Origin of the sequence: Streptacidiphilus melanogenes (assembly GCF_000787835.1) — a bacterium.
GTDB lineage: Bacteria > Actinomycetota > Actinomycetes > Streptomycetales > Streptomycetaceae > Streptacidiphilus > Streptacidiphilus melanogenes.
In genome coordinates this window covers 151,005-165,855 of sequence record NZ_BBPP01000009.1, presented here as the reverse complement: position 1 = coordinate 165,855, position 14,851 = coordinate 151,005, and the positions used below count along the sequence as shown (strand labels likewise).

At 71.5% G+C, this 14,851-nt stretch carries 18 protein-coding genes and 1 pseudogene; 15 read left to right on the top strand and 4 right to left on the bottom strand.

Annotated elements, in window-relative coordinates; all coding sequences use genetic code 11:
* Positions 1-173: 173 nt before the first annotated feature.
* Positions 174-2,159, bottom strand: coding sequence for a heavy metal translocating P-type ATPase (locus tag TR49_RS13135; protein WP_042381142.1), 1,986 nt, complete (start codon positions 2,157-2,159; stop codon positions 174-176).
* A 98-nt stretch (positions 2,160-2,257) separates the two neighbouring features.
* On the opposite strand from TR49_RS13135, the gene TR49_RS13130 reads away from it, so the two are divergent.
* The 5 genes from TR49_RS13130 (at position 2,258) to TR49_RS13110 (ending at position 5,350) form a co-directional block, all read left to right on the top strand.
* On the top strand, positions 2,258-2,641 hold the full coding sequence (locus TR49_RS13130) for an ArsR/SmtB family transcription factor (protein ID WP_042381141.1): 384 nt from the start codon (positions 2,258-2,260) through the stop codon (positions 2,639-2,641).
* A gap of 228 nt (positions 2,642-2,869) precedes the next feature.
* Positions 2,870-3,268 (top strand): hypothetical protein, encoded by a 399-nt coding sequence (locus tag TR49_RS43800; RefSeq protein ID WP_042381140.1) that lies wholly within the window; start codon positions 2,870-2,872, stop codon positions 3,266-3,268.
* 124 nt (positions 3,269-3,392) lie between these two features.
* Positions 3,393-3,857, top strand: coding sequence for a MarR family winged helix-turn-helix transcriptional regulator (locus tag TR49_RS43795; RefSeq protein ID WP_042381139.1), 465 nt, complete (start codon positions 3,393-3,395; stop codon positions 3,855-3,857).
* A complete protein-coding gene (locus TR49_RS13115) occupies positions 3,854-4,273 on the top strand; it encodes an SRPBCC family protein (RefSeq protein WP_042381138.1) in 420 nt (139 codons plus the stop codon). Before TR49_RS43795 ends, TR49_RS13115 begins: the two co-directional genes overlap by 4 nt.
* Positions 4,274-4,426: 153 nt before the next feature.
* Positions 4,427-5,350 (top strand): aldo/keto reductase, encoded by a 924-nt coding sequence (locus tag TR49_RS13110; RefSeq protein ID WP_042381137.1) that lies wholly within the window; start codon positions 4,427-4,429, stop codon positions 5,348-5,350.
* Here the strand turns inward: TR49_RS13110 and TR49_RS13105 are convergent.
* A complete protein-coding gene (locus TR49_RS13105) occupies positions 5,322-6,230 on the bottom strand; it encodes an oxidoreductase (RefSeq protein WP_042381136.1) in 909 nt (302 codons plus the stop codon). The genes TR49_RS13110 and TR49_RS13105 overlap by 29 nt on opposite strands.
* A 282-nt stretch (positions 6,231-6,512) precedes the next feature.
* On the opposite strand from TR49_RS13105, the gene TR49_RS13100 reads away from it, so the two are divergent.
* Both TR49_RS13100 and TR49_RS13095 read left to right on the top strand, forming a co-directional pair.
* Positions 6,513-7,229 (top strand): dienelactone hydrolase family protein, encoded by a 717-nt coding sequence (locus TR49_RS13100; RefSeq protein ID WP_042381135.1) that lies wholly within the window; start codon positions 6,513-6,515, stop codon positions 7,227-7,229.
* A 104-nt stretch (positions 7,230-7,333) separates the two neighbouring features.
* Entirely contained in the window at positions 7,334-8,557 is a 1,224-nt protein-coding gene (locus TR49_RS13095; RefSeq protein ID WP_042381131.1) for a PP2C family protein-serine/threonine phosphatase, read from the top strand.
* A gap of 14 nt (positions 8,558-8,571) precedes the next feature.
* On the opposite strand, the gene TR49_RS13090 is transcribed toward TR49_RS13095, so the two are convergent.
* Entirely contained in the window at positions 8,572-8,808 is a 237-nt protein-coding gene (locus tag TR49_RS13090; protein ID WP_042381129.1) for a hypothetical protein, read from the bottom strand.
* 344 nt (positions 8,809-9,152) lie between these two features.
* Here TR49_RS13090 and TR49_RS13085 point away from each other — a divergent pair, with 344 nt between their 5' ends.
* The 5 genes from TR49_RS13085 to TR49_RS13065 all read left to right on the top strand — a co-directional run bounded on the left by TR49_RS13085 (position 9,153) and on the right by TR49_RS13065 (position 12,205).
* Positions 9,153-9,815, top strand: coding sequence for a DUF4232 domain-containing protein (locus TR49_RS13085; RefSeq protein ID WP_042381127.1), 663 nt, complete (start codon positions 9,153-9,155; stop codon positions 9,813-9,815).
* A 214-nt stretch (positions 9,816-10,029) separates the two neighbouring features.
* A complete protein-coding gene (locus TR49_RS13080) occupies positions 10,030-10,560 on the top strand; it encodes a DUF1269 domain-containing protein (RefSeq protein ID WP_042381125.1) in 531 nt (176 codons plus the stop codon).
* A gap of 108 nt (positions 10,561-10,668) precedes the next feature.
* The gene (locus TR49_RS13075; RefSeq protein WP_152627232.1) at positions 10,669-11,031 is read left to right on the top strand and encodes a DUF7144 family membrane protein; all 363 of its coding nucleotides are present in this window, start codon (positions 10,669-10,671) and stop codon (positions 11,029-11,031) included.
* A 10-nt stretch (positions 11,032-11,041) separates the two neighbouring features.
* A complete protein-coding gene (locus TR49_RS13070) occupies positions 11,042-11,881 on the top strand; it encodes a class II glutamine amidotransferase (protein WP_042381118.1) in 840 nt (279 codons plus the stop codon).
* A 60-nt stretch (positions 11,882-11,941) separates the two neighbouring features.
* Entirely contained in the window at positions 11,942-12,205 is a 264-nt protein-coding gene (locus tag TR49_RS13065; protein ID WP_042381117.1) for a hypothetical protein, read from the top strand.
* Positions 12,206-12,290: 85 nt separating this feature from the next.
* Here the strand turns inward: TR49_RS13065 and TR49_RS13060 are convergent, their stop codons facing one another.
* A complete protein-coding gene (locus TR49_RS13060) occupies positions 12,291-13,064 on the bottom strand; it encodes a hypothetical protein (protein WP_042381116.1) in 774 nt (257 codons plus the stop codon).
* Between the two features lie 393 nt (positions 13,065-13,457).
* Here TR49_RS13060 and TR49_RS13055 point away from each other — a divergent pair, with 393 nt between their 5' ends.
* The 3 genes and pseudogenes from TR49_RS13055 to TR49_RS43790 all read left to right on the top strand — a co-directional run.
* Positions 13,458-13,940, top strand: coding sequence for a hypothetical protein (locus TR49_RS13055; protein WP_042381115.1), 483 nt, complete (start codon positions 13,458-13,460; stop codon positions 13,938-13,940).
* A 145-nt stretch (positions 13,941-14,085) separates the two neighbouring features.
* Entirely contained in the window at positions 14,086-14,448 is a 363-nt protein-coding gene (locus tag TR49_RS13050) for a hypothetical protein (RefSeq protein WP_052434253.1), read from the top strand.
* A 185-nt stretch (positions 14,449-14,633) separates the two neighbouring features.
* Positions 14,634-14,851, top strand: a pseudogene (locus tag TR49_RS43790) (hypothetical protein); the annotation flags it as partial.

Below are 14,851 nucleotides of genomic sequence, written 5' to 3'. Positions count from 1 at the left end.
CGCACACAGTAGTCATCCGGAGATCGCTGGCCGAGCGGGTCGTCCTGAGGAGCTCTGGGTCCGGCTGGGGGTTGCCACGCACCTGCGGCGGCAGCCCCGGCAGACGGTGATCGTGGGGTGGGCCGCCCCGTCGCGGGGGCGAAGACCGCCTCGCCCGCCCGGGGCGCGGCGACTCACCGGGGCGCCGCCTCTTCGTCGCCCGCGCGGCGCCAGGCGGCGTCGCGCAGCAGGCGCAGGCCGTTGAGGCCGACGATGACGGTGGAGCCCTCGTGGCCCAGCACGCCCAGGGGCAGCGGCAGACGACCCGCGAGGTCCCAGACGACCAGGCCGGTGATGAACACGGAGGCGATGACGAGGTTCTGCAGGACAAGCCTGCGGGCCCGTCGGGACAGCGCGATCACCGTCGGGACGGTGGCCAGCTCGTCGCGGACGACGACCGCGTCGGCGGTCTCCAGAGCGAGGTCGGAACCCGCGCGACCCATGGCGACGCCGGTGTGGGCGGCGGCCAGCGCCGGGGCGTCGTTGACACCGTCGCCGACGACCATGGTGCGACGGCCGGCCCGCTCCTGCTCGGTGACCGCGGTGACCTTGTCCTGCGGCAGCAGCCCGGCGCGCACGTCGGAGATGCCGACCTCGGCGGCCAGCCGCGCGGCGGCCCGCGGGTTGTCACCGGTGACCAGGATCGGCGCCTGGCCGGTGAGCTCACCGAGGCGGGCCACGGTGGCGGCGGCATCGGCGCGTAGCCGGTCCGCGATGCCGAGCACGCCCACCGGGGTGCCGTCGCGCAGCACCAGCACGGCGGTGCGTCCGGCGTCCTCGAGCTCTCCCGTGATGACCGCGGCACCCGCGTCCGCCTCCGCGTGCCCCTCCAGGAGACGGGCGGGGGCGCCGACGGTGACCTTGCGGCCCTCGACGGTGGCGGTGACGCCGACGCCGGGGGCGGAGGTGAAATCCTCCGCCGCGGTCAGCGGCAGCTCGCGGGTACGCGCGGCGTCGACGACGGCGCGGGCGAGCGGGTGCTCGCTCGGGTGCTCCGCAGCCGCAGCGAGAGCCAGCAGCTGGTCCTCGGTCAGGTCGCTGTCGGGGAGCGGGCGCAGGTCGGTGACGCGGGGCGTGCCCTCGGTCAGGGTGCCGGTCTTGTCCAGGGCGACGGCCTGGACCTGGCCGAGCTGCTCCATCACCACGGCCGACTTGACCAGCACGCCGTGTCGTCCGGCGTTGGCGATCGCGGACAGCAGCGGCGGCATCGTCGCGAGCACGACGGCGCACGGGGAGGCGACGATCATGAACGTCATGGCGCGCAGCAGCGACCCGGACAGAGCCGCACCGAAAGCGAGCGGGACGGCGAAGACCAGCAGGGTCGCGGCGACCATGCCGAGCGAGTAGCGCTGCTCGACCTTCTCGATGAACAGCTGGGTGGGGGCCTTGGTCTCGGACGCCTCCTCGACCATGGCGACGATGCGGGCGATGACCGAGTCGGAGGCGTCGCGCTCGACCTTCACGCGGAGGGCGCCGGTGCCGTTGAGCGTGCCGGAGAAGACCTCGTCGCCCTCCTGCTTGGCGACCGGGAGCGGCTCGCCGGTGATGGTGGCCTGGTCGACCTCGCTCGCGCCGTCCAGCACTCGGCCGTCAGCGCCGACACGCTCCCCGGGGCGGACGAGGATCACGTCGCCGACCGCGAGCGCCTCGGTCGCGACCGTCTCCTCTGCCCCGTCGTCCAGCAACCGGGTGGCGGTCGCGGGCGCGAGGTCGAGCAGGCCGCGCACCGAGTCGGCGGTACGGGTGGTGGCCAGCGCCTCCAGGGCCCCGGAGGTGGCGAAGATGACGATGAGCAAGGCGCCGTCCAGTACCTGTCCGATCGCCGCCGCTCCCAGCGCTGCGACGATCATGAGCAGGTCGACGTCGAGCGTCTTCTCCTTGAGCGCGGTCATCCCGGCCCAGCCGGGCTCCCAGCCGCCGGCCGCGTAGCAGAGCGCGTACAGCGGACCCCAGACCCACGCGGTGACCCCCGCGAGCTGGAGCGGCAGCGCGATCGCGAAGAGCGCCAGAGCGGCGAGCGCCCAGCGCGCCTCGGCCAGCGCCAGGACGCGCGTCCTGCGTCGCGGTGCGACGGACGACGCCGTCGGCGCGGCGGGGCGGTCGAGGAGGGTGGTCGACATGGATGGGTGCTCTTCCAAGCGGAGGGAAAGGCTTCGATTAACCCAACTATACGGGAACATGTGAATGCGTCTTCATGTGTGCTCAGTATGATGGTGGGATGGGCCACGGGATGAACCGCACCGTCTCCGCACGCGAACGCCTCGACGCCGTCGGCGCGGCCACGGTCGCCATGACGCTGCAGGCGCTCGCCACCCCGTCACGGCTGCTGATCCTGGCCCAGCTCCAGGAGGGCCCCTGTGCGGTCACCGATCTCGCCGACGCCGTCGGCATGGAGCGCTCCGCCTGTTCCCACCAACTGCGCCTGCTGCGCAACCTCGGTCTGGTCAATGCCGAGCGGCGCGGCCGCTCGATCGTCTACTCCCTGTACGACGACCACGTCGCCGACCTCCTCGACCAGGCCCTCGGCCACGTCGAACACCTCCGCCCGCCCGCCTACGCCGCGAGCGCGCCGGACGAGGCCGAGCTGGATCCCTCCCGCTGATCGAGTTCGACAACCCGGCGGTGCTGCGGGAGTTGGCGTCCCGGTCGCGCCCAGGGCGCTCCGAATGTGGAGTGGGGAGGGCGAACTCTAGGCCGATGAGGTGGAGGTACGGGTGTGTCCAGCCTGCTCCTTGGTGTGTTCATCGCACGATGAGACGAGGCGCCCCGCCCGGGGCCGTCGTGGCCCTCCGCGCAGGGGGCAGCTCCCAAGAAAGCAGGTCATCGGCCCATGCACACCGGATCTCGTCCGCTCACCCGTCGTGGAGCCGCGTCGGCTCTCGGCCTCACGGCCCTGTCCGCGCTCCTCGCGCTGAGCGCGGCCGCGCCCGCCCCGGCAGCAGTGCCCGCCCGTCACGCGGTGGCGAAGGCACCGGTCCACTACGCCCAGGTGTCGCACACCCAGACCTGCGGCCCTGACTCCTTCTGCACCGTCATCGCCACCTGCCCCGACGGGACGCTGGTCACCGGCGGAGGCGTCACGCCGAACAACTACATCAGCAGCGGCGTGTACGTCTACGAGGCCGGACCGATCAGCGACACCTCCTACCGGGGGACCATCCGCAACACCACCAGAACCACCTTCCAGGTCACGGCCAAGGCCATCTGCGCCCGCATTCCCGGCGCCTGATCCGGCGGCCGTCCCCCACTCGTCCCTTCCGGAGCGCCCGTCGGCCGACCGACGGGCGCTCCGTGCTGTGCAGGGCGACTATTGTTGTCTTGACAACAGTTGTTCCGGAGTTCACCCTGGAACTGTGACTGCACAGACCAGCGGGCTGCACGACCACCTCGGCTACTGGCTTCGCCGCCTGTCCGACGAGGTCCACGGCCGCTTCGAGAAGCAACTCGCCGAGCACGGCGTGACCGTGGCCCAGTGGGCCGTGCTGATCACCGTCTACCGGGGCGACGCGACCACCACCCGCGAGGTGTCCCGCTACGTCGACATCGATGTCGGCGCGGTCTCCCGCCTGGTGGACCGGCTGATCGCCAAAGACCTGATCTCCCGCGAACCCGACCCGGACTCCAGGCGCATCCTGCGGCTGACCCTCACCGAGCAGGGACGCGACCTCGCGCCTCGCCTCGCCGAGATCGCCGACCGCAACGACGCTCACTTCTTCGCCGCCCTCACGCCCGACCGTCGCCGCCAACTGGAGGACTGGATCCGGGACTTGGTCGGCGTCACGACCCCACCGCCAGGAAAGGGAAGCACCTCCTCATGAGCACCACCCCCGCCACCGCCCGCTCCGTCACGAAGACCGTCACCATCGCCCGCCCCGTCGCCGACGTGTTCGCCTTTCTCGCCGATCCGGCCAACTGGCCCGCGTGGGCCGTGGTCAACGTCAAGGCGATCGAGCCCACCGACGACCCCGACTGGTGGCTGATGGCCACCCCGCACGGACCCGCCCGCCTGCGCATCCGCAGCAATGCCGACCTCGGCCTCCTCGACCACGACTACGTCGAGGAGCAGGCGTCCTGGCAGGTCCCCGCCCGGGTCGTCCCCAACGGCACGGGCAGCGAATTCATGATCACCTTCTTTCAGCCCCCGGCGTTCAGCGACGCCTTCTTCGACGAGCAGATCGCCCTCGTCGACACCGAACTCGCCACTCTCAAGCGCCTCCTGGAAACCGCCGCGTGACCGCGACTCCGCTCACGACCACGGTGGGGGTTCCTCCTTCCCCCGGCGGGTAGGTGCGCGGACAAGTCCATGGTGGGCTCGGGCCCCTGGCGGGCACCTCGACGGCGCCCTCACCCGAAGGGGTGAGGGCCGGAAGCGTCGCAGCGCTGCGACATGGGATCTTGGCCCGTAGAACGTCGTCGGTACGCCTGGAAAGAAGGAATACCCGTGGTCAGCACGTCGTCACCCGCAGCAGCCTCCGGCACCTTCCCCCTCGGCGGCGACCTGCCGGTGCACCGCCTCGGATTCGGGGCCATGCGCATCACCGGGCCCGGCGTCTGGGGTGAGCCGCGGGACCCGGACGAGGCGGTCCGGGTGCTGCGGCGGGCGGTCGAGCTCGGGGTCACGTTCATCGACACGGCAGACTCCTACGGTCCGGCCGTCAGCGAGCCGCTGATCAAGCAGGCGCTGCACCCGTACCCGGACGACCTGGTGATCGCGACCAAGGGCGGCTTCACCCGGCAGGGCCCCGACCGGTGGGTCCCCAACGGGCGACCGGAGTACCTGACGCAGCAGGCCGAGCTGAGTCTGCGCTACCTCGGCGTCGAGCGGATCGACCTGTACCAGCTCCACCGCATCGACCCGAAGGTTCCGGTCGAGGAGTCCCTCGGCGCGCTGACGCAGCTCCAGAGCGAGGGGAAGATCCGTCACATCGGCCTCTCCGAGGTCTCGGTCGCCGAGGTGCGGCGGGCCCGCGAGAGCGCCGAGATCGTCTCGGTCCAGAACCGCTACAACCTGGCCGACCGCAGCGCCGAGCAGGTCGTCGACTACTGCGAGGCCGAGAACCTCGCGTTCATCCCCTGGTACCCGATCGCCACGGGCACGCTCGCCGCCCCTGACGGCCCGCTGGCGAAGATGAGCGCGGACCACGGCGCGACGCCCGCGCAGCTCGCCCTCGCCTGGCTGCTGCGCCGCTCCCCGGTGATCCTGCCGATCCCGGGGACCTCGTCGGTCGCCCACCTCGAGGAGAACATCGCGGCCGCGTCGGTCCAGCTGACGGACGAGGAGTTCACGACCCTGACCCCGGCGGGGTCGTGAACGGGAAGGAGACCCCGGTCAGGCTCTCCGAGACCTCCCACAGACGACGGGCCCGTTCGGGGTCGCGGGCGTTGTCGCTGAGCACGGCCGGAGCGGGGTGGCCCTTGAGTTCGCCGCGTCCGTCGGGGCCGGTGTAGCTGCCGCCCGGCAGCTCCTGGGTGGCGGCGTAGAGGAGGGGGAGTGCGCCCATGCTCTCGGACTGGGCCACGAACCGGTTGGTGAACGACATCAGGAGGCGTTGCACGGCGCTCCCGGTCCCGCGTTGCAGATTGGTGGCCGCGTAGCCGGGGTGGGCCGCGTGGGCGGTGACGGAGGAGCCGACAGCGGCGAGGCGACGCTGCAGTTCCCGGACGAACAGCAGGTCGGCGAGCTTGGACTGCTGGTAGGCCCGCCACGGGCTGTAGTCACGCTCCGAGTTGAGGTCGTCGAAGTCGACGTCGACGCCGGGCCGGCGGTGGGCGTTCGAGGCGACGCTCACGACCCGCCCGGTGATCTGCGGCAGCAGCAGGTTGGTGAGCGCGAACGGTCCGAGATGGTTCGTGCCGAGCTGCATCTCGAAGCCGTCGACGGTGCGGCGCTGCGGGATGGCCATCACCCCGGCATTGTTGATCAGGATGTCGAGCGGTCCCTCCCACGCGCCGGCGAAACGGCGTACCGAGGCCAGGTCCGCGAGGTCGAGCTCCCGCACGTCGGTGCTGCCGCCGCAGGAGCGCGCGGCGTCCTCGCCGCGCCGGGTGTCGCGCACGGCGAGCACCACATGGGCGCCGACGCGGGCCAGCTCACGCGAGGTGACCAGGCCGAGGCCGCTGGTCGCCCCGGTGACCACCACCGTGGTCCCGGTCATGTCGGGCAGGTCGGCAGCCGTCCACTTCTCACCCATGCCTCGATTCTGGGCACACCTCCGCCCCGGGGCGAGTGGGCGGCGTCCACCAGGGGGCGGTCAGGGCTGTGGGGCGGGCGGCACCGGGGGCCGTTGCCGGCTCCGGTTGGCTCCTGTGACGGCTTTTCAGAGCCCTTGTCTGCGAGCTCACGTGACACACCGCAGGCCGCGTCATGACGAATGTCCCCTCCCGGAACGGAGCCCCGACACTGCCGACGGACCGGCCACCCGGCGGAGAGTGGACTCACAGCGCCGAACGGCGCGAGTGACCCGGAGGTGGCGATGAACAAGCACGCGGCGCGCAGGCCCGAACTCAGCCCCCACGAGGCGAGCGGCCCCGTCCGGGGCGTCGCCCTGCTGCTCCCCGGCGGGTCCGTGAGCAGCCACCGACGTCCGCTCCGCTTCGTCGAGTGGACGCTGGGGCCCCTGGTCAGCCGACTGCTGGACGCCGACGGCGAGGCCGGCCTCGCCGTCCGTACGCTCCGTTACCGCTACCGCGGCTGGAACGGCGAAGAAGCCAGCACCCTTGCCGACACCCTGTGGGCCCTGGAGGAGCTGCGACGCCGCTACGGGGACGTGCCCGTCTGCCTCGTCGGCAACTCGCTCGGCGGCCGCGCGGCGTTCCGGGCCGCAGGCCACGAGTCGGTGGTCGGCGTCTGCGGCGTGGCGCCCTGGCTGCCGCCCGACGAGCCCGTCGAACAGCTCGCCTCACGCCGGGTGCTGATCGTTCACGGCGATCGCGACCACAGCGAAGCCTCCGCGGCGAAGTCCCTCGCCTACGCCGAGCGGGCCCGCGCCGTCGCCCCCGTCGCCCGGCTGGAAGTCGCGGGCGCCAACCACTTCCTGATGCGCCGCGCGGCCGACTTCTGGTCGGTGACCGCCGAGTTCGTCCACGACACCCTCGCCGGTCGAGAGCCTTCGCCCCTGCTCGCCCACGCCCTCGCCGCGCCCGACGGTCTGCGCGCCCCACTGCCCGTCGGCTACGGCGGCCGGCGCTGAGCCCGCGCCGGTCGGCCCGGGCTGCCGGGCGGCGGAGCCGCGCCGCCCCTACGGTGGGAAGCGGGGGAAACGGCGCAGGTCGGGAGGCGAGGTTGGGGCACGCGATGGACCACGCGGCGCTGTTCGCCGCCACGCCGAGCCCGTACCTCGTCCTCGGCCCGGACCTGGTGATCGCGGAGGTCAACCAGGCCTACCTCGACGCGACCCGCCGCAGCCGGGAGGACCTGGTCGGCAAGCACGTCTTCGAGGCGTTCCCGGACAACCCGGCCGACCCGGACGCCGACGGGGTGCGCAATCTGGGTGCCTCGCTGCACCGTGTCCTGCTCAGCCGCGAGCCGGACACCATGGCACTGCAGAAGTACGACATCCCGATCATGGGCCGGCCCGGGGCCTTCGAGGAGCGCTGGTGGTCCCCGATCAACACCCCCGTGCTCGCCGAGGACGGCAGCGTGGCGTGGATCATCCACCGGGTGGAGGACGTCACCGCCTACGTCCTGTCCCACCCCGCCGGCGGCGCGGCTGCCCGGCTCACCTCACGCGAGGCCCTCGAGGCCGAGCTGTACGCGAGGGCCAGGGAACTGCAGCGGCTGAACGACGAGCTGCGCTACGCCCACAACCGCGAGCGGCAGATCGCGGTCACCTTGCAGGAGGCCATGCTCACCGCCCCGGACCTGGCCCGGCACGAGGACATCGCGGTGCGTTACCTGCCCGCGGTCGGATCGCTGAACGTGTGCGGCGACTGGTACGACGTGGTCGACCTGGCCGACGGCCGGTTCGCCGTCGCCGTCGGGGACGTCGTGGGGCACGGACTGGAGGCCGCCGCGGTCATGGGGATGCTCCGCAGCGCGCTGAGCGCCGCCATCCGCGCCCTGGAGCGACCGGCCCAGGCGTTGGAGGTGCTGGGTTTGTACTCGCGGTCCGTCGACGGAGCCCTCAACACCACCGCCGTCAAGGTGATGGTGGATCCGCGCAGCCGTCTGATCATCTACAGCAACGCCGGTCACCCGCCGCCCGTCCTGCTGCACCCCGACGGCGGCTGGGAGCTGCTCGACGCCGCCACCGACCCGCCGCTGGGCGCCCGCCCCGCCCACGTGCCGCGCCCCCAGGCCGGTCTCAACTACAGCACCGGGGACACCCTCGTTCTCTACACCGACGGGCTGGTCGAGCGCCGACACGAAGACATCGACTGCGGCCTGGCCCGCCTGACCGCCATCCTGGCCCGCAACGCCACCCTCGCCCCGGAACGCCTCGCCGACGCCCTCCTCGCCCACCTCGGTGTCGCCGGCGGAGCAGGTGACGACATCGCCCTCGTCGTCGTGCGCCTGTGAGCGACGCCCGCCGGTCAGTAGAAGGCCAGCGGCTCCTGGGCTCGCGCCGCACAGGTGGGGCAGACGCTGTCGTTGCTCCGGGGAGTCGGAGGCCACGACTCGGATTCGGCGGGCACGGCGCGCAGCCCGGCGGTGCTCTTGTCGCACAGGGTCCACTGAGGAGTGTCGGCGGCATGGAAGACGCGCCAGCGGACCGGACCGTCGGCGGCTGCGGCGAGGCCCTGTTCCATCCACGTGACGACGACTCGCATAGCTCAACAATCGGTGTGCCGCCGCGAGTGCGCATCCCGAGCCGGTCGAGTGGTCAAGATCCACTGGGTCACGGGTCTGTCCCAGAAACGACGTCCGCGAACGAATGCCGGCGCTGACGGCAACCGCCGTCCCAGGTGGCCGGCGGCCTGTCCAGCGGCGGGTGGGCCTGGGCATGGTGCGCGTCGCGGCCGACCGCGCCTGTAACAGCACTGTATTGACGGCCAGTTGGGCGGAACGGTTCTCCCGGCCGGACGGTCGTGACCACCAGAGGCCGCCCGCTCGGACCGAACCGGTAACGAGCACCGGGGCGCCGGCACCGCCACCCGACACCGAGGAAGACACCATGCGCGTTCACAAGCTGACCTTCACAACCCTGGCCGTTGCCGCAGGACTCTCGCTCACGGCCTGCCAGAGCAGCGGAGCAGGGAGCACGGCCCAGGGCCAGCCGTCGTCCGCGCCGTCCGTGTCCACCGCTTCGGCCCCGGCCGGTGGTTCGGTTGCGGGCACCTCGGGTCAGAGCGGGGGGACGGCCTCGGGCGGTGCACAGGGCACGGCTGCCGGGACCGGCTCCACCCAGAAGAGCAAGGTCGCCGAGTGCAGGACCGACGAACTGGGCATCACGGCCGTGGACCGCACGATCGGGGGAGACTCCGGTGGCACCGTCGTGGTGGAGCTGAAGAACCGCGGCGGCAAGGACTGCGTGATAGCCGGGTACGCGGGCGTCGACCTGCAGACCAGCGCGGGAGCGCTGTCCGCGCAGCGGTCGGGTGAACCGGTCGTCCGGGCGGTTCTCAAGAGCGGGGCGTCGACGTTCTTCGGGATCAGTTACCCGGTGAACAGCTCGGGTGGCTCCGGCGTCCGGGTCACGGGCCTGGTGGTGACCCCGCCGGACGAGACGAGGTCGGTCACCCTGCGCTGGCCCGGCGCCGGCACGCTGCCGGTCACGGACGGCGCCGGCACCCCGGTCAAGGTCGGCCCGATCGGCAGCGCCGGCCAGGGCGGCTGACCCACACCGCTGCGGCCGGGTCGCCCGCCCGCGCCCGTCACCGCGGGCGGGTCGGCCGACCCGGCGGCCCGGACGGCGGCCGGCGGCCGTGCGTCCCGAGGCCGGTGATGCGTCCCGGTGCCGTGGAGCAGGGCCGCGTCTACGCTGGGAGACGGTGCCTCGTTGAAGCTGTTGTGGCCTGCTTGTGGCCTGCTCGTCCAACGGAGGTCGTGTGATGGCAGCGGACACATTCATCGCTTACGTGGGCGTGTACGACTCGGTCGCCGACGCCGAGGCCGACTACGACCTCGTGAAAGACCTGCACGCCAAGGCGGGCCTGATCGACGCCTACGACGCCGCGGTGGTCGAGCGGGAGGCGGGCGGCAAAGTCAGGATCAAGAAGAAGCACGAGACGCCGACCCGCGCCGGCGGGGTTCTCGGCGCAGGCGTGGGTCTGGCGACCGGGCTGGTTGTCGCGCTGTTCCCGTTCGCCGCGATCGGCGGCGGTCTGCTGGCGGCCACGGCGGGCGGTGGCGCGGTTCTCGGCGCCCTGGCCGGCCACGCGGCCGCGGGAATGAGCCGGCAGGACCTGAAGGAACTCGGCGAGCACCTGGACGCGGGTCAGGCGGGCCTCGTCGTCGTCGGTGTCTCCGACATGGGCGCGAAGATCGAAGCGTCGATGAGGAAGGCCCAGAAGCTCGAGACCAGGCAGTTGAAGGCAGACGCCGCCGAGATCGAGGCCGATGCCAGGTCCACTGGCGGGTGAGGGCGCCGGTCACCGCACGGAGAGTTCGTCCGCCACGAAAGTGAGCACGTCATGGCTGTGCCTTCCAGATCGGCCCGCGTTGCGTCGGTTTCCCCGGTCCAGGGCGGGATGAGGTTCGCGGCGGTTCTCCTGCTGGTCGTCGGCGTCCTGGCGGTCCTGCAGGGCATTGCGGCGGTCGCCGGGAACTCGATCTACGCCAACGTCGGGACGTACGCCTACAAGTTCAACCTCACGGCCTGGGGGTGGATCCACATGGCCCTGGGGGTGCTGTCGGTGGTCGCCGGACTGGGCGTGCTCAGGGACGCCTCCTGGGGACGGACGCTGGGGATCTGGCTGGCGAGCCTGAGCATCGTCGCCAGCTTCCTGTTCCTGGTCTACCTTCCGGTCTGGAGCCTGGTGATCATCGCGATCGACGTCTTCATCGTCTGGGCGCTCGTGAGCTACGCGGGCAGCCCGGAAAGCATGGCTTAGGAGGTCGACCATGTGCCGATGGCTTGCCTACTGGGGCTCTCCCGTCCGGCTGACGAACGTGCTCTACACGCCGGTCCACTCGCTCATCGACCAGAGTCTGCATTCCAAGCTCGGAGCCGAGACCACCAATGGTGACGGGTTCGGGATCGGCTGGTACTCCGACGGTACGGAGGAGCCGGGCGTTTTTCGCAGCACCGAGCCGGCGTGGAACGACACGAACCTGCGCGAGCTGTCGGTGCACATCACCTCACCGCTGTTCTTCGCCCACATCCGCGCCGCCATCGGGTCGTCCGTCCAGCAGACCAACTGCCACCCGTTCCGGTACCAGCGGTGGCTGTGGATGCACAACGGCTTCATCGACGGGTTCCGTGACATCAAACGAGATCTCGCCTTCGCGGTCGATCCCACGCTCTACCTGAACATCAGCGGGACGACCGACTCCGAGCTCCTGTTCCACCTGGCGCTCACCTTCGGGCTCGAGGACGACCCTCCGGGCGCCGTCGCGCGCGCGATCGGATTCGTCGAGACGCTGGGGCGGGCACACGGACACGAGTCCCCCTTCCAGGGGACGATCGCGACCAGCGACGGCGACTCCCTGTGGGCCTTCCGGTATTCGAGCGCGGGGCAGTCCCGTTCGCTGTACTTCAACCGCAGCGTCCCCCAGCTCAGGGAGATGTATCCGGACATGGCCGTCCTGCGCGACAAGGTGGCCGATGACGCGCGCCTGGTGGTGTCCGAACCGATCGGGAACCTGCCCGGTGCCTGGGTCGAGGTTCCGGAGGCCAGCTACGGCGTGGTCAGCAAGGGCCGCGAGGAGCTGCTCCCGTTCGCGCCCCGCACTCCTGCCTGACTCGTAGGCCGGTCGGACGTACGTGCGGTGACCGGACGCCAGGGCCGTCGTTCCCAGGGCATGAAGAAGATCATCGCGCTTGCCGCGATCACCCTCACCGCCCTGGCTGTCGCCTCACCCGCCCAGGCGGACAACGACAGCAACTTCGGCGGAGGCGTCAACGCCGCCAACAACTGGAACCTCACCGCAGCAGCCGTGTGCCTGCAGGAGGTCGCGGTCGTGCCCGTCCTGGGCGACTGGGTCGGCGACCATGTGAACAACTGCTCGAACGGCAACGTCATCGACCACACCCTGCACGCCGTTGAGGGTGTGCTCCCGCACTGACGCTGAACGCCCCCCAACGCCCCCGTGCACCAAGGTGTGCACGGGGGCGTTCTGCTGCCCACGCCGGGGCAGGTCCGGGCCCTGGTCAGTACGTGTACTGCGGCCAGTACGGATCCTCCCATCGGGCGTCCCCGGGGAGGCCGATCAACCGCAGGCGCTGGAGCAGGGAGTCCGGGGCGTCGTGCGCCCTGAGCCGGGCGGCGGCGTGACGGGTGAGCCACGCGGTCAGCACGGCCACCATGTCCTCCTCGTCGTGCCACGTGGTCCAGGGGAGGCGGTCGACGAGCAGGTCGTAGTCCCACGCGTCGACGGCCTCCGCCAGGTGCCGGTCGGCCGTCGGATGCTCCGTCTCCTCCCAGATGCCGAGCCAGGGGCCCAGCTCGCCGGAGGCCTCGGCACACAGGACGAGGGCCTGGTGCGTGTGCGTGTGCGCCTGCGCGGTGGGGTCGGTGGCGACGAGGCCGTGGGCCCAGAACGCGCGCAGGAACTCCCGCACCGCCGCGGCCTGCTCCGCGGGCCATTCCTGCCAGTGTCCGCGCGCGAGGGAGACGCCGATCTCGTCCCAGTACGGGAACGACTCTGACGTGCTGTCGACGACGGCGCCCGCGAGCTGGGGCAGGATGCGCCGAAGGACCGAGCCGTGGTCGCTCCAGCCCGAGTCCTGCCACGCCCGTCGGAGGAGATCGGGATCGAGCGTCACGTCCGGCACCTTGAGGAGCGCGAGCTCCTCGGCGCTGCCCCAGTGGCACGCGCAGTTGTTCTCGTCCGGGCGTGCGGTCGCCCCGCGGAAGGCGTCGGCGAGCCCCCTGAGGGCCCCTTCGAGGCGAAGCTCCGCACGTCGAACTTGCATGTCGGTCATCGGCGTTCGCCTTCGAGGACTCCACCGGTCTGCGCCAGGCGAAGTTCACGACGTTACCGACCCACCGGTGAGAAGACCAGCGGGAGGAACCGCCTTCTCCGGTGTGCCCGCCGCCGGTCGGGACACCTGTGGGTGCGTTGGTGGTCGGGGTCGGCGTCCGGGCGGGTGTGCGGATTCGTGCGGGAAACGAGACTCCGCGAAGCCACCCCAAGCAATCTGGTCCTGCCACTTCGCGCACGGCGGGCGAGGCGAAGCCCCGGTCGACCGAAGGCCGGGTCGTACGCCGCAAAGCCCCGCTGCGGGGCGCCAGGGTCCGCCGGCCGGTCCACGCACGACAGGGACCGGCGGACCCGTCCGACGCTCTCAGACACTTCCAGAATTCGAGGAGAAGCCATGCTCAAGCGCATTGTCGCTACTGCTGCCGCGTTCGGCGCCGCCGGGGCAGGTGTCCTGTTCACCGCCCCTTCGGCGTCCGCGCAGGAGAGCGGTTACGCGTGCCGGTCCGACAACATGACCAACCACTCGTGGGCCAACTGGGGCGGCGCGAACGTCGATTCCTGCATCCGGGTCAACCCCGCCGACAAGGACGCGATCCAGGCGGGTATCGGAATCAACGCCGACTACCCGTCCGACCCCTGCGCCCAGCTCGTCGATGCCGTCACCCACGCCTGGGTGTACAACTACGGTTGCTACGACACGTTCAGCGGCACCGGTAACTGGGTCCCCGGTTTCTCGGGCAACCACTACTTCAACGTTTCGTCGACGGACCTCGCCAAGGTCGGACACCCGGTGTACGTGCAGGTGGGCTTCTGGGCGAACTTCGGGTCCGGAGTGCAGTACTACATGAACGTGCAGAGCCCGGAGATCCTTGCCTAGCCGCGGGCTGACGGCCCGCCACATCAGGCGGACGAGGGGGAGGGTGCGCAGCGACCTCCGTCCGAACAGCTGGCGGGCGCGTCCGATTCCGTAGGATCCTCGTGCGGACGGCTCGCCACGGGGGGAAGCCGGGAATCGGGGGAACGTGGACGCGATCAGCATCGCGGTGGTGCTCATGGCGGGCGGCTACGCCGTCAACGGGACACTGGACCGGGTCCGGCGCATGCGCAAGGAGCGCCGCGAGGGGCAGGAGAAGGCCCTGCGGGGTCCCGACCCCGTCTGCGGTTGCGGCCACCACCTTGCGTACCACGACCTCCACGACGGCCGCTGCTACGCGGAGGTCAAGCGCAAGGGCGTCGGCGGCAGCGACGGCGAGGGGAAGACCAAGGGCGCGCCGGTCGCCCAGTGCACCTGTCGTCGCTACGCCGGCCCCGAACCGCTGGCCACCCTCTACGCCCCCGAGCTCACCTCGGACTCCCGCCCACCACTGGAGCCACCGGCCGCGTAGCGGCTGCGGGCCAGGCCGAGGGGCGGTGCGGGGCATCGCCGCGCACCGCCCGACCGGGTTCGAAGGGCAGGTCGACGAACTCGCCGACTCACGCTTCCACGCTGAAACTGGGAGAAGGGACGGGCAGGCGACTCAGGGACGCGGCAGGTATGACTCGAGGGTCGGCCGAAGGCGGGCATCCTCCGGTGGGCGCGCAGCGGCGAACCCGACTGCCGGCGGCGTCACAAGCATCCGGGAACCCGCACGTATCCGGGTTCGACGACGTCGCCGACGCGCTGTTCGCGCTGCCGCCGGGCGAGTTCACCGCGGCCCGGAACAAGGCCGCTGACCAGGCCAAGCGCGCAGGGGAGCGCGAGCTGGCGGAGCGGATCAGGGCGCTGCGCAGGCCGACCGCGGCCGCGCA